This is a genomic window from Mesorhizobium sp. A556 (assembly GCF_054489545.1).
Map to the genome: position 1 here is coordinate 402,737 of NZ_JBTMXA010000001.1, position 26,301 is coordinate 429,037.

Here is a 26,301-nt window from a genome sequence, read left to right on the forward strand (position 1 = left end):
GCGAGGCATGAAGGACGGAGAACTCTTCGGCACGACGCAAGCGGGCGAAGCCGTCCGCCGCTTCACGATACGGGGCGGCGGGCTTAGCGCCAACATCATCGGCTGGGGCGCGGTCGTCCAGGATTTGCGCCTCGCCGGGCACGACGCGCCGCTGGTGCTCGGCTACGACCAGCTCGAAAGCTATGAAAGCGACACCGCCTATATGGGCGCGGTGGTCGGGCGCTATGCCAACCGCATCCGGGATGGCCGCTTCACCCTGGGCGGGCAGCGGGTTCAGACGGACCAGAATTTTCTCCGCAAGCATACGCTGCATGGCGGTTCGGAGAGTTTCGGCCGCCGGCCGTGGACGGTATCGCTTCATGGCCGGGATTTCGTAACTCTGACGCTGCACGACCCGGACGGAGCCATGGGTTTTCCCGGTGCGCTCGAGGTCAGTTGCACCTACAGGCTAAAGGTTCCGGGAACGCTCGCCGTCGAATTCAGCGCGACAGCGGAAGAGCGGACGCTGTGCAATTTGACCCAGCATTCTTACTTCAATCTGGACGATGGCGGGGCGACGGAAATTCTCGACCACAGGCTGATGCTCAACGCGGCCGCCTATTTGCCGGTCAACGAGGAAATGGTGCCGACCGGTGTGGTGGCGCCCGTGGACATGACACGCTTCGATTTCAGGCAGGCCAGGGCATTGCGATCCGATGTCGAGGGTGGTGAAGAGGCCTACGACCAGAATTTCTGCCTTGCTTCCGCGCGTGGCCCGCTCAGGCAGGCAGCGTGGGTGCAGGGGGCTTTGTCGGGCGTGGAAATGGAAGTCTGGACCACGGAACCCGGTATCCAGTTTTATGCCGGCCATGGTCTGGTCTCAGCGGGGCCGGGGTTGAACGGGATAGGGTATCGGCCGTTCTCCGGCCTTTGCCTTGAGCCGCAAATCTGGCCGGATTCACCCAATCGACCGTATTTCCCGCAAGCCACGCTGCTGCCCGGCGAAAAATATCACCACGCCACCGAATACAGGTTCCGGCTTCCCTGACTTGTCTTGGCGATTCCGATTATCCGGCAAAGGCGGCCCTTAGAACCTCGAAGGGCGCAAGCGCGCCGCGCAACTGCACTACGGCAGCGGCGACGCGGTGCGCGCGTCGGGCCGACTCAGCCGGGGCATGGCCGGCAAGCCGGGCTGCCAGATAACCGCCGTTGAAGGAATCGCCGGCGCCGGTCGTATCCACCAGTGCGGCAACATGGGTCGCAGGCACGGTTTCGGCCTGGCCTTGCGCGACGACCAGCGCCGGGTTTTCACCGTCCTTGACGACAATTTCGCCGACAGAACGACCGAGCCGAGCGGCCGTTTCGGCAGGGTTAGCATCACCGAACAGCATGTGCTCGTCGGGGAACGTCGGCAATGCAATATCGGTAACGGCCAAGGCTTCCAGTATCGCTGCTTGCGCCTCCTCGACGCTTTGCCACAGCCTTGGCCGGAAGTTGGGGTCGAAGGCGACGAGCGATCCCTCGGCGCGTGCCTTGCCTATTGCGGCCAGCAGGGTCTTGCGCGCACCTGCGTCCAGGATTGCCAAAGTGATACCGGAAAAATAAACAAGCGATTGATCTTTAAGGCTTTTCTCCAGTGCGCGTGGGTTCGATGCAAGCTGCCTTGCCGCCGCGTCGCGACGCCAATAGGTGAAGGCGCGCTCCGCTCCGGTCAAGGTGATCGCATAGAGACCGGGCCGCGCATCGGCGATCCTCGGGCTGGCCCCGATGCCGATGCCATTGCTGGCGAAGAAGCCGATCTGGTCGCGCGAGAAAGGATCGTCGCCAAATGCCGAGACGTAGGTTGCCTGCCGGTTCTCGTTCAAAGCGGCTAGCGCCCAGAGCGTGTTGAAAGTGTCCCCAGCAAATCCCATGTTCCAGCTAGCGTCGCCGCTGCTGGAAAGCTCGATCATGCATTCGCCTATCGCGGCAATGCCGGTTCTTGCCATGGACTTTGCTCCCCGGAATTCCGATGCGCCAAACTGGGAGGCAAGCCATTGTTTGGCCCTCCTGTCGTCATATCAGTTGAAGTGGTTGGACAAGTGGCAGCGAACGTTACGCAGCGCGGACTGATACTCAAGCGAAAGAAGCGGCGTTGACCTTGTTATTAAGACGTTATTTTTTCGGAGTGCTTGGTCTGGCGGGCGCGCTGGGCCTCATCCTTGCTGTCGTATATGTGACCGGGCCTGGCAAGCAGGCAGGCCCCGACCTTTCTCTCTCGAAAGCTTCTGAGAGAGGGCTGTTCAGAGTGATGCTTTCCCCCGATCCCGGCAAGATCCGGCAAGGCCAACTCCATTCCTGGAAGCTGACCCTGAAAACGGCAACGGGAACGCCTGTCGAATATGCGGCGATCGATATTTCCGGCGGAATGCCGAAGCAGATCCACGGCCTGCCGACCAGTCCGCAAGCGACCGACTATCTGGGCAAAGGGCAGTATCGAATTGCTGGCGTAAAGTTCACGACCGGCGGTTGGTGGCAGTTGCGGTTTGCCATATCGGCAGCCGCCGGGACGGATACAGTCGTCTTCAACGTCGTGCTCTAACGACAACGCCTGAGCGGCGCTACTTGTCCTTTACCGTCTCCATCGCCACGAAGGTCGAGGTTTGCGCGACATGGGGCAGGGCCGAAATGCGCTCGCCAAGCACCCGCCGATAGGCCGCGATGTCCGTGGTCCGCACTTTCAGCAGATAGTCGAAACTCGATGCTATCATGTGGCACTGTTCGATTTCGGTGACGGTCCGTACAGCGCGGTTGAAGGCATCGAGGGCCGCAGAACGCGTGTCGGAGAGCTTCACCTGCACGAAGGCGACATGACCTTCACCCATGCGTTCCCGGTCGACAATAGCCTGGTACCCGCGAATATAGCCCTCTTTCTCCAGCCGTCTTACCCGAGCCTGCACGGGCGTTTTCGATAGGCCCACTTGTGCGGCCAATTCAGCCATGGAAAGCCGTCCGTCGCGCGCCAGCGTGGCAAGGATGTTCCGGTCGATGCGGTCCAATTGGTCTTCGGTCATGTGTGTGGCAGTCCGAACGATCTTTAGTAGGCCTATATCTTAGGTCACCTGGCCTGCGGTGTCGATTTCTTTGGACCGACGAAATTTATGCCCTGTGGTAGCGTGCTGCTTTCGGTCCGGCAGCCGCCGGAACGCATCAGCGAAGCTATGGGAACGCCATGTCTGCACTCGACGCGATTCGGCAGCAAATCCGCGCCAATGTACTGCCTGACGAAGACGAAGCGCTGAAGCGGCTGGTCGACGTGGCAGCCTTGTCCAGCGACGACAGGAAGGCGATTTCCGGGCGCGCCGTTAAACTCGTCGAGGCTGTGCGCGGCTCTACCGATCCGCGTCTCATGGAAGTGTTCCTGTCGGCCTACGGCCTTTCGACCAAGGAGGGCGTGGCGCTGATGTGCCTGGCCGAAGCGCTGCTGCGGGTGCCTGACGCGGAAACCATGGACGACCTGATCGCCGACAAGATAGCGCCGCACGACTGGTCGGCGCATTCGGGCGGGTCGAGTTCCATTTTCGTCAACGCCTCGACCTGGGCGCTGATGCTGACCGGGCGGGTGCTCGAGGAAGGCGAGGGCGGTATCGAGCGCACATTGCGCTCGATGATGCGTCGTCTCGGCGAACCCGTCATCCGCAAGGCGGTCGCTGCGGCCATGCGCGAAATGGGCGAGCAGTTCGTGCTGGGCCGGTCCATCGCCGAAGCCATGAAGCGCGGCCGTTCGATGACGCAAAAGGGCTATCTCTATTCCTTCGACATGCTGGGCGAGGCGGCGCGCACCGAATCTGACGCGCTGCGCTATCTGAAGGCCTATGCGGATGCCATTTCCGCGCTTGATTCGGGCTCCAACGGCCCGGATATCCGCCAGAATCACGGCATCTCGGTAAAACTTTCGGCGCTGCATCCGCGCTACGAGGTGGCGCAGAAGGAGACGATGCTGCCGGTGATGGCGGAACGGCTGTTGTCGCTGGCGCTGGCCGCGCGCAATGCCCGCATGGGACTCAACATCGACGCAGAAGAAGCGGACCGCCTCGATCTGTCGCTGGACGTGATCGAGCGCGTGCTGGCCGACGAGCGGTTGGCGGAATGGGACGGTTTTGGCGTCGTCGTGCAGGCCTATGGTCCGCGCGCGGCCTTCGTCATCGACTGGCTCTATGCGCTGACGAAAAAGCTGGACCGCACGATCATGGTGCGGCTGGTGAAGGGCGCGTATTGGGACACGGAGGTCAAGCGCGCACAGGTGCTGGGGCTTGAGGGCTACCCCGTCTTCACGCGCAAGAACAATACCGACGTTTCCTACATTTCCTGCGCGAAAAAGCTGCTCGGCATGACCGACTGCATCTACCCGCAGTTCGCCACCCACAACGCGCATACGGTTGCCGCCATCCTGTCGATGGCCAAGGATCGCACCTCGTTCGAGTTCCAGCGCCTGCACGGCATGGGCGAAGCACTGCACGAAACGGTGCGCAAGGCGGAAGGCACGCGCTGCCGCATCTATGCGCCCGTCGGCGCGCATTCCGACCTGCTTGCCTATCTGGTGCGCCGGTTGCTGGAAAACGGTGCCAATTCGTCCTTCGTCCACCAACTGACCGACGAGGACGTGGAGCCGAAGGAGATCGCCCGCGATCCCTTCGCCATGGTGGAAAAGCAGGGGCCGGCAAGAAACCCCAATATCCCCGCGCCGCTTGACATTTTCGGCGAAGGCCGGCGCAATTCGAAGGGCTGGGACCTGACCGATACCGAAACGCTGGCTGCCATCGACAAGGCACGGGCCACTTTTGCGGCTCCCCATCTGTGGCAGGCAAAGCCGATTACGCGGGCGCCAAGCTCGGGCGAGGCGCGCACGGTCGTCAATCCGGCAAAGCCAGCCGAGGTCGTAGGCAGCGTCGTCGAGGCGAGCGCAGAGCAGGTTTCCGCTGCCGTTCTGGCTGCCGCAGAGGCGCAGCCGGCATGGTCGAATCGCCCCGTTGCCGAGCGCAGCGCTATTCTGGAGCGTGCCGCCGATCTCTATGAGGCAAATGCCGTCGAATTTTTCGCGCTCGTCACCCGCGAGGCGGGCAAGAGCCTTGCCGACGGCGTTTCCGAGTTGCGCGAGGCGGTCGACTTCCTGCGCTATTATGCAACGCAGGCGGTTGACTCGGAGCAGGGCACGGCGGCGCGGGGCGTGATCGCCTGCATCTCGCCATGGAATTTCCCGCTCGCCATTTTTACCGGCCAGATTGCGGCGGCGCTTGTTACCGGCAATGCGGTGATCGCCAAGCCGGCCGAGCAGACGCCGCTGATCGCCTATCGTGCCGTGGAATTGCTGCACGAGGCCGGTGTGCCGGAAGACGTCCTCCAGCTTCTTCCCGGAGACGGCCCAACCGTTGGCGGTCCGCTGGCGGCCGATCCGCGCATCGCAGGCGTCTGCTTTACCGGTTCGACCGAGGTGGCAAAGCTAATCGAAAAGCAACTCGCTGAAACCGCCGCTCCCGACGCCATGCTGATTGCTGAAACCGGCGGTCTGAACGCGATGATCGTCGATTCCACCGCACTGCCGGAACAGGCGGTGCGCGATATCCTGGCTTCGTCCTTCCAGAGTGCGGGCCAGCGCTGCTCGGCGCTGCGCGTGCTTTACGTCCAGAAGGACGTGGAAAAGAAGGTACTGGAGATGCTGATAGGCGCGATGGAGGCGCTGAAAATCGGCGATCCGTGGCAGCTTTCCACCGATGTCGGCCCGGTCATCGATGACGAAGCGAAGGAAACGATCGAAGACTACTGCAACAGGATGTTCATGAAAGGCCGCCTGATTGCCGGCCTGAAATCCCCCGACGAAGGCCGTTTCGTTGCGCCGCAGATATTCAGGGTCGAAGGCATCGAGGACATGGAGCACGAGGTGTTCGGCCCCGTGCTGCATGTGGCGAGTTTCGATGCAGACAAGATCGATGCGGTGATCTCGGCGATCAACCGCAAGGGTTATGGCCTGACCTTCGGGCTTCATACGCGTATCGAGGGGCGCGTGCAGCATTTCGTCGACGGCATTCATGCCGGCAACATCTATGTCAACCGCAACCAGATCGGCGCCGTGGTCGGCTCGCAGCCGTTTGGCGGCGAGGGACTTTCCGGCACCGGACCGAAGGCCGGCGGGCCGCACTATCTGCGCCGTTTCCGCAAAGGCGCGGAGGCCGGCACGCACCTTGCCGAAGGGCGCAAGGTGACGGCGACGGAACTGGCCGACAATCTGCCCGATCCGGCACTGGGCGGTTGGGCGACGCAGCACGACCGGATCGCGGTTCTGCGCAAGCATTTGCGAGGCAAGGGTGCTGCCGCAATTGCCGCCGCCGCAAGCATCGATTTCGGTCAGGTCGATTTGCCGGGGCCGACCGGAGAGGCCAACACGTTGTCGCTGGTGCCGCGCGGGCGGGTGCTGTGCATGGGGCCTGACGCGAACACGCTGCTTGCCCAGACGATCCAGGCGCTGGCTGCCGGTAATGCCGTGCTGGCGGTCGCGCCGGGGGCTGCGGTCGCGTTGCAGGCGCTGACCGGTAAGGGCCTGCCGCTCGCCGCCATCGATGGTCGCTTGGACCCTGTCGAGGCGCGCTCGCTGCGTGTCGACGTGGTTGCCTTTTCCGGCACGCCGGAGGCCACGCGGACGGTACGGAAGCTTATCGCCGAGCGCAGCGGGCCGATCGTGCCGCTGGTCACGGAGATATACTATCCCGCCGCCTACGCCCATGAGCGCGGCGTTTGCGTGGACACCACCGCCGCCGGCGGCAATGCCAGCCTGCTGGCTGCGGCATAACGCTTAAAAAATCGGGGGCCAGCGCAGAGCCAGCCCTTTTTTCCTATTCGACCCGCTTCATCAGTGCCTGCGCGCCGAAGGGCGCGCGGACCTTGCCTTCCGTGATGAAGTAGACGAACACATCGCGCGGCGTGACCGGCGCATCCGTAGACGGATCGGCGCGCGGCAGGTCGGCGGGTGCCTTGCCCTGCGCCCATGTTTTTGCGCGCGCGGCCCATTCGTCCAGCCGCTTCGGCTCGTAGCAATCCGGGTTGTCGTCCTTGCCGGTTTGCAGCCGCGCATAGACGAAATCGCCGGTAATGTCGGCTATGGCCGGATATTTGTGGTGGTCGGCATAGACGATCGCCACCTTGTATTTGCGGGCAAGGGCTGCAAATTCCGGCACGACGAAGCTGTCATTGCGGACCTCGACCGCATGGCGCAGTTTCACGCCATCCTGCTTTTCCGGCAGAAGTTTCAGGAACGCCTCAAAATCGTCCGGGTCGAATTTTTTGGTCGGCATGAATTGCCACAGGATCGGCCCGAGCTTTTCGCCAAGTGCCGCGACGCCGGATTCCAGGAACCGCGTCATCGATTCGCCGGCTTCGCCGAGCACGCGGCGGTTAGTGACGAAACGATTGCCTTTCAGTGCAAAAACAAACCCTTCAGGCGATTCATTGGCCCATTTGACGAAGGTCGGTTCCTTGAAACTCGAATAGTAGGTGCCGTTGACCTCGATGGTCGGCACCTGCCGCGAGGCGTATTGAAGCTGTTTCGTCTTGGCCAGTTTTTCAGGATAGAAAGAAGTATCCCAAGGCTCGAACGTCCAGCCGCCCATGCCTGCGCGGATTTTTCCTGTTTGGGCCATATTCTGCTCCCGGATGCTCAGGCCGCAATTGGGCCGATCGATTTCGCCATGTTCACGATTGTCCATCCTGCCCGGTAAGGGTGCGGTCCGCGACCCGTTTCATGAAAACCGTATGTTGCGTAGATCGCGAGGTTCCGTTCCATTTTCGAACTGGCGAAAAGACGAATCTCGGGCACAGCCCAGGCGCGCGCCTGTTCTTCCGACCATTTCAGCATGGAAACCGCGAGCCCACGGCGTTGGAACGCCGGGCTGACGGCAACGCTGAAGATCATCGCGTGGTCGGGATGCCGCTCGAGCACGACAAGCCCGGCGGTGTCAGCGTCTTCCTCCAGCAGCCACACTTCGTTGCGCTCGATGCGCGGCCGATAATCCTCGGTGACAGGCACCGGGGGCGCGCCGAGCAAGGGGGTCCAGGGCGCGTAGGCGGCATCGGTCAGCGCAACGACGCGCTCGAGGTCTTCGGCTACGGCCATCCTCATCTGCATGGAAGCCGGCCTCCAGCCGTCGGCCTCATTCTGCCGCTTCTCTTTTGCTGCCTGGTCTTCTCTCCAGCAATTCCTTGAGGAAGTGGCCGGTGTAGCTGCGTTTTTCGCGAACGATGTCTTCCGGCGTGCCGGACGCCACCAGTTCGCCGCCGCCGTCGCCGCCTTCGGGGCCGAGATCGAGCACCCAGTCGGCGGTTTTGATCACCTCGAGATTATGCTCGATGACGACGACCGTGTTGCCCTGGTCGACCAGTTCGTGCAGCACCTCCAGGAGCTTGGCGACATCGTGGAAATGCAGGCCGGTGGTCGGCTCGTCGAGGATGTAGAGCGTCTTGCCGGTCGCCTTGCGCGACAGTTCCTTGGCCAGTTTGATGCGCTGCGCCTCGCCGCCCGACAGCGTCGTCGCCTGCTGGCCGACCTTGATGTAGCCGAGACCGACCTGCTTCAGCGTATCCAGCTTGTCGCGCACGCCGGGAACGGCGGCGAAGAAATCGACGCCTTCCTCGACCGTCATGTCGAGAACGTCGGCAATGGACTTGCCCTTGAACAGCACGTCCAGCGTCTCGCGATTGTAACGCTTGCCGTGGCAGACGTCGCAGGTGACGTAGACGTCCGGCAGGAAGTGCATCTCGATCTTGATGACGCCATCGCCCTGGCAGGCTTCGCAGCGGCCGCCCTTGACGTTGAACGAGAAGCGGCCGGGCAGGTAGCCGCGAGCCTTGGCTTCCGGCAGGCCGGCGAACCAGTCGCGGATCGGTGTGAACGCGCCGGTATAGGTCGCCGGATTGGAACGCGGCGTGCGGCCGATGGGCGACTGGTCGATATCGATGACCTTGTCGAGGAATTCGAGGCCCTCGATGCGGTCGTGCTCGGCCGGATGTTCGCGCGAGCCCATGATGCGGCGCGAGGCCGCCTTGAACAGGGTTTCGATCAGGAAGGTGGATTTGCCGCCGCCGGAAACGCCAGTGATGGCGGTGAAGGTTCCGACCGGGATTTCAGCGGTGACGTTCTTGAGGTTATTGCCGCGCGCGCCGACCACCTTGATGCGCCGGTTCTTTTTCGCCTCGCGCCGTATGCCAGGTGTCGCCACCTCCAACTCGCCCGACAGATATTTGCCGGTGATCGAATTGGGATTGGCCATGACCTGCTGCGGCGTGCCTTCGGCGATGATGCGGCCGCCATGGATGCCGGCGGCGGGGCCGATATCGACGACATAGTCGGCGTGCAGGATCGCGTCCTCGTCATGCTCGACGACGATCACCGTATTGCCGATATCGCGCAGATGTTTCAGCGTATCGAGCAGGCGGGCATTGTCGCGCTGGTGCAGGCCGATGGACGGTTCATCCAGCACGTAGAGCACGCCGGTCAGGCCGGAGCCGATCTGCGAGGCAAGCCGGATGCGCTGGCTCTCGCCACCGGAAAGCGTGCCGGAGTTCCGGGCAAGGGTCAGATAGTCGAGGCCGACATCGTTCAAAAAGCGCAGCCGTTCGCGGATTTCCTTGAGCACGCGCACCGCGATTTCGTTCTGCTTGTCGTTGAGCGCGGCAGGCAGGTCGGCAAACCACTGGTTGGCATTGCGGATCGACTGTTCCGTCACCTCGCCGATGTGCTTTCCGCCGATCTTCACGGCCAAAGCCTCGGGCTTCAGGCGATAACCCTTGCATGCGGGGCAGGGCGTCGCCGCCATGAAGCGCTCGATCTCCTCGCGCATCCAGGCGGATTCGGTTTCTTTCCAACGCCGTTCGAGGTTGGGGATCACACCCTCGAACGTCTTGGTCGTCTTGTAGGAACGCAGGCCGTCATCATACTGGAACGGAATCTCGACCGCGCCGGTGCCATACAGGACGGCGTGCTTGGCCTCGTCGTCGAGGTCCTTGAATTTGTCGGCCAGTTTGAAGCCATAGACCTTGCCGAGCGCCTCCAGCGTCTGCGCGTAATAGGGCGAAGTCGATTTCGCCCATGGACTGACGGCGCCGGCGCGCAGCGAGACATTGTCGTCGGGCACTATCAGGTTCGCATCGACGGCGCGCTGGCTACCCAGACCGTCGCAGGTCGGGCAGGCACCGAATGGGTTGTTGAAGGAGAACAGCCGCGGCTCGATCTCCGGGATGGTGAACCCGGATACCGGGCAGGCGAATTTTTCGGAGAACAGAATGCGCTCATGCGTCTCGTTCTTCGATTTGTTGACCGAATCCTCGCCGGTCTGGCTGGCATCGAGCGGCTTGTCGGCAAATTCCGCGACACACAGTCCCTCTGCCAATTTCAGCGCCGTTTCGATGGAATCGGCCAGCCGCGTCGCGAGATCGCCACGCACGACGATGCGGTCGACCACCACGTCGAGATCGTGCTTGTATTTCTTGTCCAGCGCCGGCACGTCGGCGATTTCATAGAAGACGCCGTCGACCTTGACGCGCTGAAAGCCCTTCTTCTGAAGCTCCAGCAACTCCTTGCGATACTCGCCTTTGCGACCGCGCACGATGGGCGCGAGGATGAACAGGCGCGTGCCTTCCTCCACCGCCAGTACGCGGTCGACCATCTGCGAAACCGTCTGGCTCTCGATGGGCAGGCCGGTGGCCGGCGAATAGGGCACGCCGACGCGCGCGAACAGCAGGCGCATGTAGTCGTAGATTTCGGTGACGGTGCCGACCGTCGAGCGCGGGTTCTTCGAGGTGGTCTTCTGTTCGATGGAGATGGCGGGCGACAGGCCGTCGATCTGGTCGACGTCCGGCTTCTGCATCATCTCCAGAAACTGGCGCGCATAGGCAGACAGGCTCTCGACATAGCGCCGCTGGCCTTCCGCATAGATCGTATCGAAAGCGAGCGACGACTTTCCCGAGCCAGACACGCCGGTCATGACGATGAGCGAGTCACGCGGCAGGTCGATGTCGATGTTCTTCAGATTGTGTTCGCGCGCCCCGCGAATGGACAGATATTTATGGTCGGCCATCGCCGGTCGCCGCCTCAGGTCTGGAATTCATGGATCGGCGGGCTGCCGCCATCCCCTCATGTAGGTATATTCGCCGCCGCGTCGAGAGGCGCAGAAGTTGCCACCCGCGTTTAAGCGTCTTTCGGGCCGGCGGGCAAGCATAAAGAACAAAGACTGAACAGGTTCCTGACAAATCTGGCAGGAGCCCGCCTTTCAGTTCCGCTTGCGATCACTTTTTCCATTTCGGGCATTCAAGGGTTGACGCTAACGGGAGAGGAGAGCACGATCTTGGCGTCAAGGAAGCATGTTGCCGTTGCGTGGCCTGGGAAGAAGGGCCTTCTGCGAGGCGCCGCAGATTGGCGGATGTGTGCTTCTAGCGACTGTGTTGAACGGACAGAAGGAGCGAGGCATGACTCCACCGGATAGTCCCAACAGGCTCCGCTGATGCCGGAGCCGCGGCAAATATTGCTGACAGGCTGACGTTCCTTGGCCTTCGTGCAATTTGCCGAACCCCCGAAAATCAGAGACTGCAGTCGGATCGACGGCTGACGCCGCGAAGCATCCGAATTACAAAGCCGGTAAAACCCTCCCGGCGAAAGTGGCTAGACGTCACAAAGGCCCCGGCCGTTCTGTGAAAGCAGCGGCGGGGCCGATTTGCATGGGGCTGCCGTGCGTGGACGCTGTCGGCTTAAGACGGCGTGTTGCGCCGGTCGGTTGCAAGCGCCTTAATGACGCGGGGACGATAGCGAACCGGCCCCGATATCCACAGTAATGCTGCCGCCTATTCGAACGTCCATATCGCCGATCTTGAACTGGTTGGGCGAGGCGTTGCGGTCTTGACCATCCGGTTCGGCAGGAAGGGGTCTGACGATGCTGTAGTCGCCACCAACGCCGGGAAGCGCGCTTTTTGCCGGGGTTTGGGGCGCGCCTCCGGCAAACGCCAGAGGGGCGGCGACGGCAGCGCAGGCCAAGGTGGCCAGATATAAGGAGAAGCGGTTCTGGAACATCTGGCGATCATACAGGGCCAGCGCGGAAACGGCTAGGCGGGACGCATTCCGGTCCCAAGCTTGACATGAAAGGCGCGTCGATATAGAACATATAGAGAACGAAAAACCTTGTGGGAAAAGAAGTGTCAGGGGCGGCGCAGTTATCCGCCAGCCTGTAAGGTGCGGTGAAGTTGGTTTCGGATGAGCGCGGAGAAGGTTTATGGCGGGTAGCGTCAACAAGGTCATTTTAGTGGGAAATCTGGGCGCGGACCCGGAGGTTCGCCGGCTGAATTCCGGCGACGCGGTCGTCAATCTGCGCATCGCGACGTCGGAAAGCTGGCGCGACAAGAATTCCGGTGAGCGCAAGGAAAAGACCGAGTGGCACCAGGTCGTCATTTTCAACGACAATCTGGCCAAGGTCGCCGAGCAGTATCTGAAGAAGGGCATGAAAGTGTACCTTGAGGGCGCCCTGCAGACGCGCAAGTGGGAAAAGGACGGCGTGGAGCGATACTCGACGGAAGTGGTGCTGCAGAAATTCCGTGGTGAGCTGCAGATGCTCGATTCGCGAGGTCAGGGCGGCGAAGGTGGTCAGGTCGGTGGCTATTCGGGTGGCGACAGCAGCCGCGGCTCCGATTTCGGCCAGTCAGGTCCGAGCGACAATTCCAATCGTGGCGGCGGCAGGAGCGGCGGTGGCGGCTCGCGGGATCTGGACGACGAAATTCCGTTTTGACGGATGGTCTAAGACCGGACGACCATCGTTTTTATGATTTTTCTTCTAAAAGGCACGGAAACGGTGCCTTCAGGCTGCTGACAAACCGTTGGCGAACCCATGCCCGTCGGCCTTGTGCCGAGGATTTGCTTTCGTGAAGTTGTAGAGCCTTTTCCGTGCCCTTACGGGAGTGTCGGCAGATCCTCGGCGCAAGGCCGAGGATGACGCCAGGTGAACAGATGCCTTTGTCAATGAACTGAAGGCACTGGAAACAGTACCTTTTTCGTTGCGCGCTTACTGCTGAGCGGAAGCATCAAACTCGATCCACGAAAAGCCGTTCCTTGAAGAATGGCGCTACAGCGCGTCGCATCTGAATGGATTTATGCGGTGCGCTTCAAGCACTTGTTTTGATGCATGTCGTTGCCCCGAAACCGGTTCCCACTTTCGGGCGACATGCATTCGCGGGAAGACCGGTCGTTGAAGACCGGTCTTCCCCGAAATGCTGGCGGCAGGTAGAAACTAAACCCGCACCCGCTCGCTTTTGGGATCATACATTGGCTTTAGCGAGGCTTCGGCCTTGAAGCGCTCGCCGGCGATCTCGATCTCGTAGCTGGAGCCGAGAATATCGGCTTCGCTTTCGCCCTTGCAGGGCACATAGGCCATGCCGATCGCACCGCCGAGATGGTGGCCGTAATTGCCGGACGTGACACTGCCGACGATCTTTCCGTCGCGCAGCAGCGCCTCGTTGTGGAACAGCAGCGGTTCCGGGTCGGTCAGGCGGAACTGCACCATGCGCCGGTCTAGGCCGGCTTCCTTCTTGCGCAGCACGGCGTCGCGGCCGATGAAGTCGCCCTTGCCGGTTTTTACGGCAAAGCCGAGGCCGGCTTCCAGCACATGGTCCTCATCGGTTATGTCGTGGCCGAAATGGCGGAACGCCTTTTCGATACGGCAGGAATCCAGCGTATGCAGGCCGCAGAGCTTCAGGTCGAAGGCGCGCCCGGCTTCTTCCAGCGCCTCGAAGACGTGGGCCGTCTGGTCGGTCGAGACATAGAGTTCCCAGCCGAGTTCGCCGACATAAGTGACGCGGTGGGCGCGGGCCAGCCCCATGCCGATCTCGATATTCTGGAATGTGCCGAAAGGGTTGTTCTCGTTGGAAAAATCGTTGGGGCTGACCTTCTGGATCAGCTCGCGCGAGCGCGGCCCCATCAGGCACAGCACGGATTCGGACGCCGTCACCTCGGTGATGACGACGAATTCGTCACGCACATGCTTGCGCAACCAGGCAAGGTCGCGCTGCAGCGTCGCGCCGGGCACGACGGCGAAGAAGGCGGTTGGCGACAGGCGGGAAATGGTCAGGTCGCTTTCGATGCCGGCCCGCGCATTCAGCATCTGGGTGTAGACGATCTTTCCGGGTGCGACATCGAGATCGTTGGCGCAAAGGCGCTGCAGGAAGGCGAGCGCGTCGCGCCCCTCGATCCTGATCTTGCCGAAGGAGGTCATGTCGAACAGGCCGACATTATTGCGCACGGCCAGATGTTCCTCGCGCTGGTTGTCGAACCAGTTCTGCCGTTTCCACGAATAGCGGTATTCGCGTTCCTGACCTTCCTTTGCGAACCAGTTGGCGCGCTCCCAGCCTGCGGTTTCGCCGAAGACCGCGCCGCGCGCCTTCAGGTGTTCATGCAGGGGTGAGCGGCGTACGCCGCGCGCGGTGGCCGGCTGGCGGTAGGGGAAATGGTCGGCGTAGAGCAGGCCGAGCGTTTCTTTCGAGCGCTGGAAAAGATAGGAGCGGTTCGCCTGGAATGGCTGCACACGCCGTATGTCCACGTCCCACAGGTCGAAGGGCGGCTCGCCGTCTTGCATCCATTGTGCCAACGCCATGCCCGAACCGCCGGAGGACTGGATGCCGATGGAATTGAACCCGCACGCCACCCAGAAATTGCCGAGTTGCGGCACTTCACCCAGATAATAGCGGTCGTCCGGCGTAAAGCTTTCGGGACCGTTGAAGAAGGTATGGATGCCGGCATCGGCCAGCAGCGGCATGCGCTTCACCGCCTTTTCGAGGATCGGCTCGAAATGGTCAAAGTCTTCCGGCAACTGGTCGAAGCAGAAATCCTCTGAAATGCCCTGCATGCCCCACGGCTTGGCGACAGGCTCGAACGCGCCGAGCAGGATTTTGCCGGCATCTTCCTTGTAGTAGGCGCATTCGTCGGGCACGCGCAGCACGGGCAGCCGGCCAAGGTTGGGAATGGCCTCGGTGACGATGTAAAAATGCTCGCAGGCATGCAGCGGCACCGGTACGCCGACAGACGCGCCGAGGTCGCGCGCCCACATGCCGGCGCAGTTGACGATGTGCTCGCACTCGATCGTGTGCATCTCGCCGTTCATGACGACGGTTACGCCGCTGACCTTGCCCTTCTGCTGGTGGATTTTAGTGACCTTGGCCTGCTCGAATATCTTTGCGCCGCGCTGGCGCGCGCCCTTGGCCAGTGCCAGCGTGATGTTGGCGGGGTCGCCCTGGCCGTCCTTGGGGATGAAGACCGCGCCTTGCACGTCGGAGACTTCGAGGTGCGGGTAGCGGCTCTTCACTTCTGCCGGCGATATTTCCTCGATATCGACGCCGTAAGCCCGCGCCATCGACGCGCCGCGATAGAGTTCTTCCTTGCGGTCCTGCGTCAGCGCGACGGAGATCGAGCCGCATTGGCGCATGCCGGTGGCGACGCCGGTTTCCTCTTCCAGCTTGGCGTAGAGTTCGGCGGTGTATTTCGCCAGCCGCGTCATGTTGGCCGTTGCGCGCAACTGGCCGATCAGGCCGGCTGCATGCCATGTCGTGCCGCTGGTCAGTTGCTTTCGTTCCAGCAGGACGATGTCTGTCCACCCGAGTTTCGCAAGGTGATAGGCGACGGAGCAGCCGGATACGCCGCCGCCGATGATGACGACGCGTGCCTTGGTGGGAAGTTCAGCCATTTTTGTCCCTGAAATCGTGTTTGTTTAGCTTAAAAAACTCATGCGGCCTTACGGCGATAGGCCGAGGCGAAGCGGCGCAGCCGTGCCGCCGCCTCCTTCAATACGGCTTCGGGCTGGCACAGGCTGATGCGGATATGGCCAGCGGCGGCGGCGCCGAAGCTGGAGCCCGGCATCACGCCGACCTGCTCCGCATCGAGAAAGCCGAAGGCAAATTTTTCGTCGTCCGGCTCAATGGCGCTGACATCGAGCATGACATACATACCGCCTTCCGAGCCGCGCACGATAACGTCGTTCATGCCGCGCACGGCATCGAGGAACAGGGTGCGACGGCCGGCGTAGCGTTCCGCGATTTCCCTGACGCCATAGGCGTTTTCCAGCGTCTCGACGGCGGCGCGGGAGACGAAATCCGGAAGGCCGTAGGTGCTGACCAGATTGAGGTCGATCAGCAACCGGACGAGGTCCGCCGGGGCGGTCAGCCAGCCGATGCGCCAGCCGGTCATGCCGTGGCTCTTGGACATGGAGTTGATGACCAGCGTGCGTTCGCTCATGCCGGGCAGGGCGCGGGGCGACGAATGTTTTCTGCCGCCCAGTGTCCAGTAAACCTCGTCGGACAAAAGCCACAAATCGTGCTCGCGGCAGATTTCCGCGATGCCTTCGAGCGCCTGGTGCGAATAGATGGCGCCGGTCGGGTTGTTCGGCGTATTGATCAGCATGGCGCGCGTGTTGGGCTGTACCGCCGCCTGAATTGCCTTGGCATCCGGCTGGAACCCGTTTTCCGCGCGTGTCTCGACCACCGTAAAGGTGGCGCCGGCTGCCCGGAACGTACCGGGATAAGTCGCGTAGTAGGGCGCGACCACAATGGCATGGTCGCCCGGATCGAGTACGGCCTGCACGGCGGCGTAAAGAGCCGCCTGGCCGCCGGGGGTTGCGATTATCTCGTCCACACGGGTCTCGACGCCCGTGCTTTGGGTCGAGATTTTCGCCATGGCTTCACGCAATGGCTGAATGCCGGAAAGCTGCGTATAGTGGTGGTAGCCGGCGCGGACCGCCGTGACGCAGGCCTCGACCGTCTCGTTGGGCGTATGAAAATCATGGTCGCCGACGGACAGCATGATGATGGGTTCGCCTGCATGCTTGCGCGCGATGGCGGCCATATGTACTTCCCAGCCGTCCTTGCCAGAGGGTTCGATGCCGGAAATGCGCGATGATGGTCTGGGCATGCTTTACGCTCTCAGTCTTTCGTTTTTCGGATCCCAGAGCGGTTCGTCCTTCTGGACGATGGCCTTGAAACGGTCGCCGAAGATTTCGATCTCGATCTCGGTGCCGGCCTCGCTCAGGTCCGGCCGGATCATGCCCAGCGCAATCGACTTGTCCACACGGTGGCCAAAGCCTCCTGACAGGGTTTCGCCGACGATTTTGCCGTCATGCCACAGCGTGGCCATGTAGGGCGCGTCGCAGTCGCCGGGGTTTTCGACGACCAGGGTGACGAAGCGCTTTGTCACGCCCTGCTGCTTTTCGCTGGCGAGTGCCGCCTTGCCGCGAAACGCCGGCTTTTCCCATTTGACGAAGCGTTCCATGCCGCCCTGCAGAATGGTGTAGTCGGTGGAAAGGTCCTGTTTCCAGGCGCGGTAGCCTTTTTCCAAGCGCAGCGAATCCAGCGCGAACATGCCGAACGGCTTCAAGCCGTGTTTTTGGCCTGCCTGCCACACCGCGTCGAAGATCGTGGCGGTGTCCTCGACCTTGCTGTGGATTTCCCAGCCGAGTTCGCCGGCGAAGGACACGCGCACCAATTGGCACCAACGCCCGGCGATCTGCGCCGACTGATGCGAAAGCCATGGCAGCGACAGGTCCGCGTCGGTCAGTTCAGCCAGGATTTTTCGCGTGTTCGGTCCGGTAAGGATCTGGCAGGAAAACTCCTCCGTCTTGTTTTGCAGAGTCATTTCCGTGCCCTGCGGCAGATGGCTTTTAAGCCACTCGAAGTCGTGCAACTCGGCCGATGCCGCCGTAATCAGGAAGAACAGGTTCTCGTCCAGCGCCATGATCGACATTTCGGTGACGATGCGGCCCTTGTCGTCGGCAAAATAGGCGAGGCCCATGCGTCCGGGCTTCGGCACGATGCCGGTGATCTGTTGCGACAGCCATTCACGCGCGCCTTCGCCCTCGAGCCGGTAGCGCGAGAAGCCGGGCAGGTCGAGGATGCCGGCGGCGTCGCGCACGGCCAGGCATTCTTCGCGGATTCTTTTTTCCCATGGGCCTGAGCGGGCGAACGTCTGGGTCGATTCTTCGGAGACATCGTCGCCGGGTTGGGCGTACCAGTTGGCGCGTTCCCAGCCATTAGCGACGCCGAACTGCGCGCCAAGCGCTTCGATCCGGTCATGGATCGCCGATAGTTTCTGGCTGCGCCCTTCCGGCCATGTGCGGCGCGGAAACTGGATGACATATTCATTGCCATAAACTTCCTTGCCCTTGGCGACGCAGTAGGCGGGGTCGGAAGCAAAGGCGGTGAAGCGGCGCGGGTCGCAGGACCACATGTCCCATTCGGTCTGGCCTTGCGTGATCCATTCGGCCAGCACCTTGCCAGCGCCGCCGGCCTGCGCGATGCCGAAGGTGAAGACGCATGCCTCGAACGCGTTGGGCACGCCGGGCATAGGACCGATCAGCGGGTTGCCGTCCGGCGTGTAGGGGATCGGTCCGTTGATGACCTTGGATAGGCCGGCGGTGCCGAGGATCGGCACGCGGGCGACCGCGTCGTTGAGATAGGATTCCAGCCGTTCTAGATCGTCGGGGTAAAGCTGGAAGGAAAAGTCGGCCGGCATCGGATCGTCGGCGGTGTTCCAATGCGCGCGGCAGTTCTTCTCGTATGGCCCGAGATTCATGCCGTTCTTTTCCTGCCGCAAATAGTAGGAGGTGTCGACGTCGCGCAGCAGCGGCAGTTTCTTGCCGGCCTCTCTCGACCATGCGGCAAGTTCGGGGATTTCCTCGAACAGGATATATTGGTGGCTCATCACCATCATCGGCACGTCGCGGCCGAACATCTTTCCGACTTCCGCCGCGCGGTAGCCGGCCGCGTTGACGACGATCTCGCAGCGGATTTCGCCCTTTTCGGTCTCCACCACCCACTCGTCGTTTTCCCGGCGCACGCCGGTGACAGGGCAAAAGCGGATGATCTTTGCGCCGAGGTCGCGTGCGCCCTTGGCCAGCGCCTGCGTCAACTGCGCGGGGTCGATGTCGCCGTCATTGGGATCGTAAAGTGCACCGGCGAGGTCGTGCGTTTCCAGGAAGGGGTAGCGGCTCTTGACCTCGTCGGGGCCGATGACCTCGATATCCATGCCCTGATAGAGGCCCATGCCCTTGGCGCGCTCGAATTCGCGCATGCGCTCCCTGGTATGGGCAAGGCGCAGCGAGCCGGTGACATGATAATTCATCGGATAGCCGACCGCTTCCGAAAGGTCGCGATAAAGTTCGGTGGAATAGCGCTGCATGTTCATCAGCGACCAGGATGTCGAGAAGGTCGGGACGTTGCCGGCGGCGTGCCAGGTGGAGCCGGAGGTCAGCTCGTTCTTTTCCAGAAGCACGCAGTCGCTCCAGCCCGCCTTGGCGAGGTGATAAAGCGACGATGTGCCGACAGCGCCGCCGCCGATGATGACCACGCGGGCCCGTGCCGGTAATTCGGCCATTTTCTGCTCTCCCAAACTTTTCAATAAACGGGTGGTGAAACCACCCAGATAACCACGGCCGGCACCGTTCCAGGATTGCGCCAGCGATGCGTCTTTTTCTCGAAACTGAAACTGTCGCCGGGCTCCAGACGGTGCCAGATGCCATCGATCTCGATCTCGAAGGTACCGGCCACGACGTAGCCCGCCTCTTCGGTGGGGCGCAGCGCGCGCGCCTTCGATTCCGCACCTGGCGCGAAGACGGAACGCAGCATCTCGAAACTGCCGCCAAGATCGGGAGACAGCAGTTCTTCCACCAGCCCCGTCTCGCTCGTGCCCAGCGAGCGCCGCCGGCCTGAGCGCACGATGACGCCACGCTCGCGCTCTTCGGGAACTTCATGGCTGAAGAACAGGCTGACCGGCACTTCGAACAGCGAGGCCAGGGCGCTGAGGTCGCCAAGCGAGGGGGTCGACAGGCCACGCTCGATCTGGCTGACCCAGCCGACCGAACGGCCGAGCTTCAGCGCGATCTCAGCCAGCTTCAGGCCGCGCGCCTTGCGCAGCGTGCGGATATCGGCTGCGAGCACCTGTTCGCCATTACCCAGCTTCGAGGGGGAGGCAGTCATGCCCAACGCAAGCGGCTCCATGAAAAATGCGTTACGAATTTCATGTGATGCGGTTTTCGTGAAAAAATCAAGTCGTTTTTCATGATCTTGCCAAGATTTGCTTGCGATATTTTGACAGTTTGTGCAAAGCCTCTGCCGTGAACGGCTGCGGGGGACAGGCGTTCGATATCCTTGCTATAGGTTCTCCCATGCTGGCACCGGAAAACGTTCCCCCGATTCTCGATGAAACGACGATTGTCGACGAGGCTATCGTCTCGCGCCGTTCCGTGCGCGCCTTCCTGCCGGACCCGGTCGAGGATGACGCCATTCGGGCCATTCTTGAAGTGGCGGCGCGGGCGCCCTCGGGCACCAACATGCAGCCTTGGCGTGCCTATGTGACCAAGGGCGCGGTCAAGCAGCGCATCAGCGACGCTATCCTGAGTTCAGGCATTCGTGCCGAAAAGGCCGAGTGGGACGAGTATAAATACTATCCAGACCAATTTTTTGATCCCTATCAGGCGCGGCGGCGCGCCAACGGGTTCGGGCTCTACGGTGCGCTCGGCATCGGCCGGCGCGAAGTCGACAAGATGCGCGCGCAGCACGACCGCAATTTCGTGTTCTTCGACGCGCCGGTCGGCATGATCTTCACCATCGACCGCCGCCTGAACAAGGGCTCGTGGATCGACTATGGCATGTTCTTGCAGAACATAATGATCGCGGCGCGGGCGAGGGGGCTTCATACCTGCCCGCAGGCGGCCTTTGCGCCTTACCATCGGCAGATAAGGCCCATTCTTGAAATTTCCGACGAGGAAATCGTCGTCTGCGGCATGGCGCTGGGCTACGAGGATACGTCGAAGCCGGAGAACAGTTTTCGGACCGAGCGTGAGCCACTGGAGACGTGGGTGACGTTTTCGGAGTGAAGGGAATAGGGAATAGGGAATAGGGTTGTTGTTGTCCGACGCCCCGTCAATCCTACTCGCTACTCGCTACTCGCTACTCGCTACTCGCTACTCGCTACTCGCTACTCGCACCTACTGCACCTCGTAGCCGACCTCTTCCGATGCGTGGCACAATGTCTTCCAGAACGACCGTGCAAACGACCTGAAGACATAGAGATCGAACTGGTCCGCGCCGGTACGCTGGATCTGGGCGAAGATGTCATGGTGCACGGTCGAGCGGCCGGAACCGATCGGGAAGGCCGGCAGCGAAAAATCGATGGCGAAGAACTTTGCCAGCACCCATGTGGCTTTTGGCCCGGCAATGCGGATTGCCGTGCGGCCATGCGAAAGGTCCGTCACCGTGCCGATGGCAGGCGTTACTTTCTTCGCGAAAGTATCGGTCAGCCCTTCCGCCTCGTCGACCACGATGAACTTGCCCGGTGCGATGCCGAAGGCTGCCCTGGTTTCTTCCGCCACGCCGCCACCCGCGCCGTCCGGCAGGGCCAAGCCGGCAACGGTGCGGATGAGCGCGATCAACTGCTTTTCCGAACCCGGCCATGCGGCGAGCTGAACGATGGAGCCGGGCTGCGTTTCGGATAACGTGACGCCGACGCCGGCCTCGAAATTACCATGTGAGCCCGGCCTGAAAATCGGCTCGAGCGGCGACTGGCGCTCAACCTGACTAGCCATGCATGCGGCTCCCTTCCGGGTCGAAGAAATGGTTGCTGACGATTTCTACCGGCCCGAACCGCTTACGCAACGGGTCGGAGACGAAGGCGCGCGTGCCGCGCCGTGCCGTGCCGCCCTTGACCAGCGCCAAGGCGATATATTTGCCCAGCGCCGGCGAATAGCAGCAGGCGGTGATGTGGCCGATGGAACCGTGCGGGTTCTGCTCGTCCAGTTCCTCGACGATATGCGATCCGCCATTGAGCGGTCGATTGTCCAGCGAGACGATGCCGACCAGTTGCAGGCGGTCGGAGGCGACAAGCCCGTCGCGATCCATCATCGCCGAACCGATGAAGGGCTTCTTCTTCGACAGCATCCAGTCCAGATGCAGGTCGCGCGCGGTCGTGCGCCCGTCGATCTCCGCGCCGGTGACGTGGCCTTTTTCGATGCGCATCGTGCCAAGCGCCTCAAGCCCGTAGGGAACCAGGCCGAAGGGCCTTCCCGCCTCGGTCAGCGCTTCCCAGACATGGGTGCCATGGCCCGCGCCGCAATAGACTTCGAAGGCCATTTCGCCGGAGAAGGAAAGGCGGCAGATCATCACCGGCACATCGGCGATCACGCCATGGACGATGCCCATGAAGGGCAGGGCGGCGTTGTCGACGGCGGTGCCGGTTACGCAGGAAGCAAGGATTTCCCGCGCCTTCGGTCCGCCGATGGCGCTGCCGGCCCATTGGTCGGTGACGGAGGTGATGGTCACCTTCAGTTCCGGCCAGATTACGTCCAGGAAATATTCCAGATGCTGCATGACCTTGCCGGCATTGGCCGTGGTGGTGGTCATCAGGAAGTCCTGATCGCCAAGCCGCCATGTGGTGCCGTCGTCGAAGGCGATCCCGTCTTCGCGCAGCATCAGGCCATAGCGCGCCTTGCCGACGGGGAGGGTGGAGAACAGGTTGGTGTAGACGCGGTCGAGCAGTTCGGCGGCGTCCGGCCCCTGCACCGCGATCTTGCCCAGCGTCGAGACATCGACGATGCCGGCGGTTTCGCGCGTGGCCTTTGCCTCGCGGACATAGGCTTGCTCGACCGTTTCGCCGGCAAGACCATAGATCATGGGGCGATACCACAGGCCGGCGGAATAGAGCGTCGCGCCATTCTCGACATGCCAGTCGTGCATCGGCGTCAGCCGATCCGGCTTCAAATCGCCGTAGCGTTCCGCGGCCAGCGAGCCCAGCGACACCGCTGAAAAGGGCGGGCGGAAGCGTGTCGTGCCGACATCCGGTATCGGCTTGCCCAGTGCTTCGGCCATGATGGCAAGACCGGGAATATTCGAGGTCTTGCCCTGGTCGGTCGCCATGCCGAGCGTGGTGTAGCGCTTCAGGTGCTCGACAGAGACGAAACCTTCGCGATGGGCGAGGCGCACATCCTCGGCTGTCACGTCGTGCTGGAAATCGACAAAGCTCTTGCCGTCTGCCCGGATCTCGAAAATCGGGGCAGGGTTCGGGTCGCAAGGGCGGGCATCGACCGGAGGCAGGTCGATAGGCCCGCTTACGACGCCGGCGGCGGACAAGCCTGCTTCATGGCCTTCCGAAATGGCGTCGGCCGTTGAAAAGCTGCCGGTGAAGGCGCCCGCGCCGACCCAGCCCTGCGTCGGTTCGGGCGGCAGGAAGGCTTGCCGCTCGGCGCTCCATTCGGCCCTCGCGCCCGCCTGGCTCGCCAGATGGATGGTCGGCGACCAGCCGCCCGACATCAGCAGGCAGTCGGCATGGATCGAACGTGCTTCGCCCGACAGTGTTGCGGTGGCGGCATCGAAACGCTTCACCTTGATGCCGGAGAGCGCCTTGCCACCTTCGGTCGCGACGACGGCGTGGCCTGCAAGAATTTCTATTCCCGCTTCCTGCGCCAGTGTGCGCGCCGCGCTCGAGGGTTCGGACCGGACATCGACAAGGGCGACGATCTGCGCGCCTGCCTCTTTCAGCCCGACCGCCGCGCGATAGGCGCTGTCATTGTTGGTGAAGAGCGCGATCTTCTCGCCCGGCAGGACGCCGAATTCGTTGGCGTAGCGCAAGGCCGCATCGGCCAGCATCACGCCCGGACGGTCGTTGCCGGGAAACACCAGCGGCCGTTCGAAAGAGCCCGTGGCAAGCACGACCTTTTTCGCGCGGATCGTCCAATAGCGGTGGCGAGGCTCGCCCTTGGCGGACGCCTGCTTGTGGTCGCCGACCCGCTGCAGCGCGGCCAGCGTGTTGCCGTCGTAATAGCCCCACACGGTTGTTCGCGGCAGCAACCGGACGTTTTCCAACTCTGCGAGCTGCTCGGCTGCCTGCGCCGCCCATTCGGTGGCCGGCATGGCGTCGATCGTCTCGCCGGACCAGTTTGCCGAACCGCCGAAGCGGGGGCCAAGTTCGGCGAGAATGACTTTCGCGCCGTTTTCGCCGGCAGCCCTGGCGGCCATCAGGCCGGCCGGGCCGGAGCCGACGACCAGCACGTCGCAGAAGGCGTTCATGCGCTCGAAACGCGCCTTGTCGCCTTCCGCCCCCGCCCGGCCCAGGCCGGCGGCGCGGCGGATGAATTTTTCGCAAAACATCCAGAAGCGCGTGCCTTTCAGCGGTCCGATCGCCGGTCCCATGAACGTCTTGTAGTAAAAGCCCGCCGACAAAAGCTTGCCGCCAAGCTGGTTGATGGCGTTGATATCCCACGCCAGCGAGGGAAAGCGGTTCTGGCTGACGACGGTCAGCCCGTCGTAAATTTCGATCATGGTGGCGGGAATGTTCGGCTCGCGGACCTCGCCACGCAGCACCGTCACCAGCGCATTGGGTTCGTCGACGCCGGCGGTCAGCACGCCGCGCGGCCGGTGGTATTTAAACGAGCGGCCGAACAGCGAGACGCCGTTGGCCAGCATGGCGGACGCCAGCGTGTCTCCGGCATGGCCGGTATAGGGCGTGCCGTCGAACGTAAAGCGGATGGTCTTCAGGCGGTCGATATGGCCGCCGGTTGCGGTGCGGCGGGCGCTCATGCCTTTCCTCCGCGCCGGTGTGCGGCTGTGTGCTGCATGTCCTCACGCACCGAGGTCTCGTTGGAAATCACATGGGTCAGCGTGTTGCGCACGACGCGAATGTGGGCTCGGCATCCGCCGGAATGCTGCCATATCTCGTTGTGGTCGCCGGCCGGGTTCAGCCGGTCGTAGACATATTCGTTCCACACATCGAGGTTTTGCGAGGCAGGTTGTGGGCGTTCGCGGTTGCCATCGCCCTGATAGGTGAATTCGATAACGTCGCGCGGACCGCAATAGGGGCAGGTAATGAGCATGATTTGATCCGTCAGTGCAGCCTTGGCGTAGCGCCCTGGCCCTTCTCGTCGATGAGGATGCCGCGATGGAAACGGTCGAGCGTGAAGGCCGCGTTGAGCGCATGCGGCTCGTCCCTGGCGATGGTGTGGGCAAAGCACCAGCCGGACGCCGGCGTCGCCTTGAAGCCGCCATAGCACCAGCCGCAGTTGAGATACATGCCGGGCAGGGGGCCGGTGGTGATGATCGGCGAGCCGTCCATCGACATATCGCAGACGCCACCCCATGAGCGCAACAGGCGCACGCCGGACAGGCCGGGGAAAAGCGCGAGCATTTCGCTCATCACCTCGTCCACGATGGGGAGATTTCCACGCTGGGCGTAGGAGTTGTAGCCGTCGATGTCGCCGCCATAAACCAGCCCGCCCTTGTCGGACTGGTTCATGTAGAAATGACCCATGCCGAAGGTCACCACGGTGTCCAGGAACGGTTTCAGCGATTCCGTGACGAAGGCCTGAAGCACGTGGCTTTCGATCGGCATCGTATCGATGCCGGCAAGCTGCATGACGCGCCCGGTCGAGCCGGCAACCGCAACCGCCACTTTCTTGGCCCGGATTTCGCCGCGCGTGGTGGTGACGCCGATAATGCGGTCGCCATCGCGCAGGAAGCCGGTGACTTCGCAATTTTCCAAAATATCGACGCCGCGACGGTCGGCACCGCGCGCATAGCCCCAGGCGACGGCATCGTGGCGGGCGGTTCCGGCTCGCGGCTGCATCAGCCCGCCATAGACGGGAAAGCGCGCCGCATCCGAAATATCGAGTGCCGGAATAAGCCGCTTGATTTCCGCGGGCGTCATCAGTTCTGCATCGACGCCCTGATGGCGCATCGAATTACCGCGCCTTGCATAGTCGTCCAACTGCGCCGGCGTGTGGGCGATGTTGAGGCAGCCGCGCTGCGAGAACATGACATTGTAGTTGAGGTCGTGGGAGAGGCCCTCCCATAGCTTCATGGAGTGTTCGTAAAACCGCGTATTGGGCGGCAGAAGATAGTTGGAGCGGATCGTCACCGTGTTGCGGCCGACATTACCGGAACCCAGCCAGCCCTTTTCCAGCACCGCAACATTGGTGATGCCGTGTTCCTTGGCCAGATAGTAGGCCGTCGAAAGGCCATGCCCGCCGCCCCCGACGACGATGACGTCATAGGACGGCTTCGGGGCCGGCTTGCGCCAGGCCGGCTTCCAGTCCTTGTTGCCGTTCAGCGCGTTTTTAAGAAGCGAAAAGGCCGAATATTCCGCCATGCTTATTGTCTTCCAGTTAGGGCGAGAGCGCAGACTATAGAGCAGGCGATAGCGCGAAGGCGACTAAAGCGCCATGGCTTTTCGATGGACCGACTTCATGATCGGCTGCTTGCTCCATGCCGTCGCCGTCTCTATCACTGACGGCT

At 62.3% G+C, this 26,301-nt stretch carries 19 protein-coding genes; 5 read left to right on the forward strand and 14 right to left on the reverse strand.

Annotated elements, in window-relative coordinates; translation table 11 throughout:
* Nucleotides 1-7: 7 nt before the first annotated feature.
* Nucleotides 8-1,027, forward strand: a complete 1,020-nt coding sequence (locus tag ACX3P0_RS01990) for an aldose epimerase family protein (protein ID WP_459086180.1) — start codon at nucleotides 8-10, stop codon at nucleotides 1,025-1,027.
* 19 nt (nucleotides 1,028-1,046) lie between these two features.
* Here ACX3P0_RS01990 and ACX3P0_RS01995 read toward each other — a convergent pair whose 3' ends face one another.
* Nucleotides 1,047-1,967, reverse strand: a complete 921-nt coding sequence (locus ACX3P0_RS01995; RefSeq protein WP_459086182.1) for a sugar kinase — start codon at nucleotides 1,965-1,967, stop codon at nucleotides 1,047-1,049.
* 302 nt (nucleotides 1,968-2,269) lie between these two features.
* Between ACX3P0_RS01995 and ACX3P0_RS02000 the strand changes: the two genes are divergently transcribed.
* Nucleotides 2,270-2,560: a FixH family protein gene (locus tag ACX3P0_RS02000; RefSeq protein WP_459086183.1), complete on the forward strand. Its 291-nt coding sequence runs from the start codon at nucleotides 2,270-2,272 to the stop codon at nucleotides 2,558-2,560.
* 19 nt (nucleotides 2,561-2,579) lie between these two features.
* On the opposite strand, the gene ACX3P0_RS02005 is transcribed toward ACX3P0_RS02000, so the two are convergent.
* A complete protein-coding gene (locus ACX3P0_RS02005) occupies nucleotides 2,580-3,032 on the reverse strand; it encodes an Lrp/AsnC ligand binding domain-containing protein (protein ID WP_459078461.1) in 453 nt (150 codons plus the stop codon).
* Between the two features lie 158 nt (nucleotides 3,033-3,190).
* Here ACX3P0_RS02005 and putA point away from each other — a divergent pair, with 158 nt between their 5' ends.
* Nucleotides 3,191-6,802 carry a bifunctional proline dehydrogenase/L-glutamate gamma-semialdehyde dehydrogenase PutA gene (putA, locus tag ACX3P0_RS02010; protein ID WP_459086185.1) on the forward strand — a complete coding sequence of 1,204 codons (3,612 nt, stop codon included), beginning with the start codon at nucleotides 3,191-3,193 and terminating at the stop codon, nucleotides 6,800-6,802.
* A gap of 43 nt (nucleotides 6,803-6,845) precedes the next feature.
* Here putA and ACX3P0_RS02015 read toward each other — a convergent pair whose 3' ends face one another.
* The 4 genes from ACX3P0_RS02015 to ACX3P0_RS02030 all read right to left on the reverse strand — a co-directional run bounded on the left by ACX3P0_RS02015 (nucleotide 6,846) and on the right by ACX3P0_RS02030 (nucleotide 12,067).
* Complete coding sequence (locus ACX3P0_RS02015; RefSeq protein WP_459086187.1) at nucleotides 6,846-7,649, reverse strand: DUF72 domain-containing protein; 804 nt, start codon at nucleotides 7,647-7,649, stop codon at nucleotides 6,846-6,848.
* A 17-nt stretch (nucleotides 7,650-7,666) separates the two neighbouring features.
* A complete protein-coding gene (locus ACX3P0_RS02020; RefSeq protein WP_459086189.1) occupies nucleotides 7,667-8,134 on the reverse strand; it encodes a GNAT family N-acetyltransferase in 468 nt (155 codons plus the stop codon).
* Nucleotides 8,135-8,159: 25 nt separating this feature from the next.
* On the reverse strand, nucleotides 8,160-11,081 hold the full coding sequence (uvrA, locus tag ACX3P0_RS02025; protein ID WP_459086191.1) for an excinuclease ABC subunit UvrA: 2,922 nt from the start codon (nucleotides 11,079-11,081) through the stop codon (nucleotides 8,160-8,162).
* A gap of 704 nt (nucleotides 11,082-11,785) precedes the next feature.
* Nucleotides 11,786-12,067 (reverse strand): hypothetical protein, encoded by a 282-nt coding sequence (locus tag ACX3P0_RS02030; RefSeq protein WP_459078456.1) that lies wholly within the window; start codon nucleotides 12,065-12,067, stop codon nucleotides 11,786-11,788.
* Nucleotides 12,068-12,266: 199 nt separating this feature from the next.
* On the opposite strand from ACX3P0_RS02030, the gene ssb reads away from it, so the two are divergent.
* Nucleotides 12,267-12,776, forward strand: a complete 510-nt coding sequence (gene ssb, locus ACX3P0_RS02035) for a single-stranded DNA-binding protein (protein ID WP_459086193.1) — start codon at nucleotides 12,267-12,269, stop codon at nucleotides 12,774-12,776.
* A gap of 498 nt (nucleotides 12,777-13,274) precedes the next feature.
* Here the strand turns inward: ssb and ACX3P0_RS02040 are convergent, their stop codons facing one another.
* From ACX3P0_RS02040 to ACX3P0_RS02055, 4 genes are read right to left on the reverse strand one after another with little or no spacing between them, the layout of a single operon-like run.
* Nucleotides 13,275-15,719 carry a GcvT family protein gene (locus tag ACX3P0_RS02040; RefSeq protein ID WP_459086195.1) on the reverse strand — a complete coding sequence of 815 codons (2,445 nt, stop codon included), beginning with the start codon at nucleotides 15,717-15,719 and terminating at the stop codon, nucleotides 13,275-13,277.
* A gap of 38 nt (nucleotides 15,720-15,757) precedes the next feature.
* Complete coding sequence (locus tag ACX3P0_RS02045) at nucleotides 15,758-16,939, reverse strand: pyridoxal phosphate-dependent aminotransferase (protein ID WP_459078453.1); 1,182 nt, start codon at nucleotides 16,937-16,939, stop codon at nucleotides 15,758-15,760.
* Between the two features lie 3 nt (nucleotides 16,940-16,942).
* A complete protein-coding gene (locus tag ACX3P0_RS02050) occupies nucleotides 16,943-19,396 on the reverse strand; it encodes a GcvT family protein (RefSeq protein ID WP_459078452.1) in 2,454 nt (817 codons plus the stop codon).
* Nucleotides 19,397-19,416: 20 nt separating this feature from the next.
* Nucleotides 19,417-19,998, reverse strand: a complete 582-nt coding sequence (locus ACX3P0_RS02055) for a helix-turn-helix domain-containing protein (protein WP_459078451.1) — start codon at nucleotides 19,996-19,998, stop codon at nucleotides 19,417-19,419.
* Nucleotides 19,999-20,186: 188 nt separating this feature from the next.
* Here ACX3P0_RS02055 and ACX3P0_RS02060 point away from each other — a divergent pair, with 188 nt between their 5' ends.
* Nucleotides 20,187-20,897, forward strand: coding sequence for a nitroreductase (locus ACX3P0_RS02060; RefSeq protein ID WP_459086197.1), 711 nt, complete (start codon nucleotides 20,187-20,189; stop codon nucleotides 20,895-20,897).
* 111 nt (nucleotides 20,898-21,008) lie between these two features.
* Here the strand turns inward: ACX3P0_RS02060 and soxG are convergent, their stop codons facing one another.
* Genes soxG through ACX3P0_RS02080 form a run of 4 tightly spaced genes read right to left on the reverse strand, consistent with a single transcriptional unit; the run spans nucleotide 21,009 to nucleotide 26,155 of the window.
* Nucleotides 21,009-21,605: a sarcosine oxidase subunit gamma family protein gene (gene soxG / locus ACX3P0_RS02065; protein ID WP_459086199.1), complete on the reverse strand. Its 597-nt coding sequence runs from the start codon at nucleotides 21,603-21,605 to the stop codon at nucleotides 21,009-21,011.
* Nucleotides 21,598-24,591 carry a sarcosine oxidase subunit alpha gene (locus ACX3P0_RS02070; protein WP_459086201.1) on the reverse strand — a complete coding sequence of 998 codons (2,994 nt, stop codon included), beginning with the start codon at nucleotides 24,589-24,591 and terminating at the stop codon, nucleotides 21,598-21,600. The genes soxG and ACX3P0_RS02070 overlap by 8 nt, the downstream gene beginning before the upstream one ends.
* Nucleotides 24,588-24,884 (reverse strand): sarcosine oxidase subunit delta family protein, encoded by a 297-nt coding sequence (locus ACX3P0_RS02075; protein WP_459086202.1) that lies wholly within the window; start codon nucleotides 24,882-24,884, stop codon nucleotides 24,588-24,590. Before ACX3P0_RS02075 ends, ACX3P0_RS02070 begins: the two co-directional genes overlap by 4 nt.
* An 11-nt stretch (nucleotides 24,885-24,895) precedes the next feature.
* Nucleotides 24,896-26,155, reverse strand: a complete 1,260-nt coding sequence (locus ACX3P0_RS02080; RefSeq protein WP_459086204.1) for a sarcosine oxidase subunit beta family protein — start codon at nucleotides 26,153-26,155, stop codon at nucleotides 24,896-24,898.
* Between the last annotated feature and the right edge of the window lie 146 nt (nucleotides 26,156-26,301).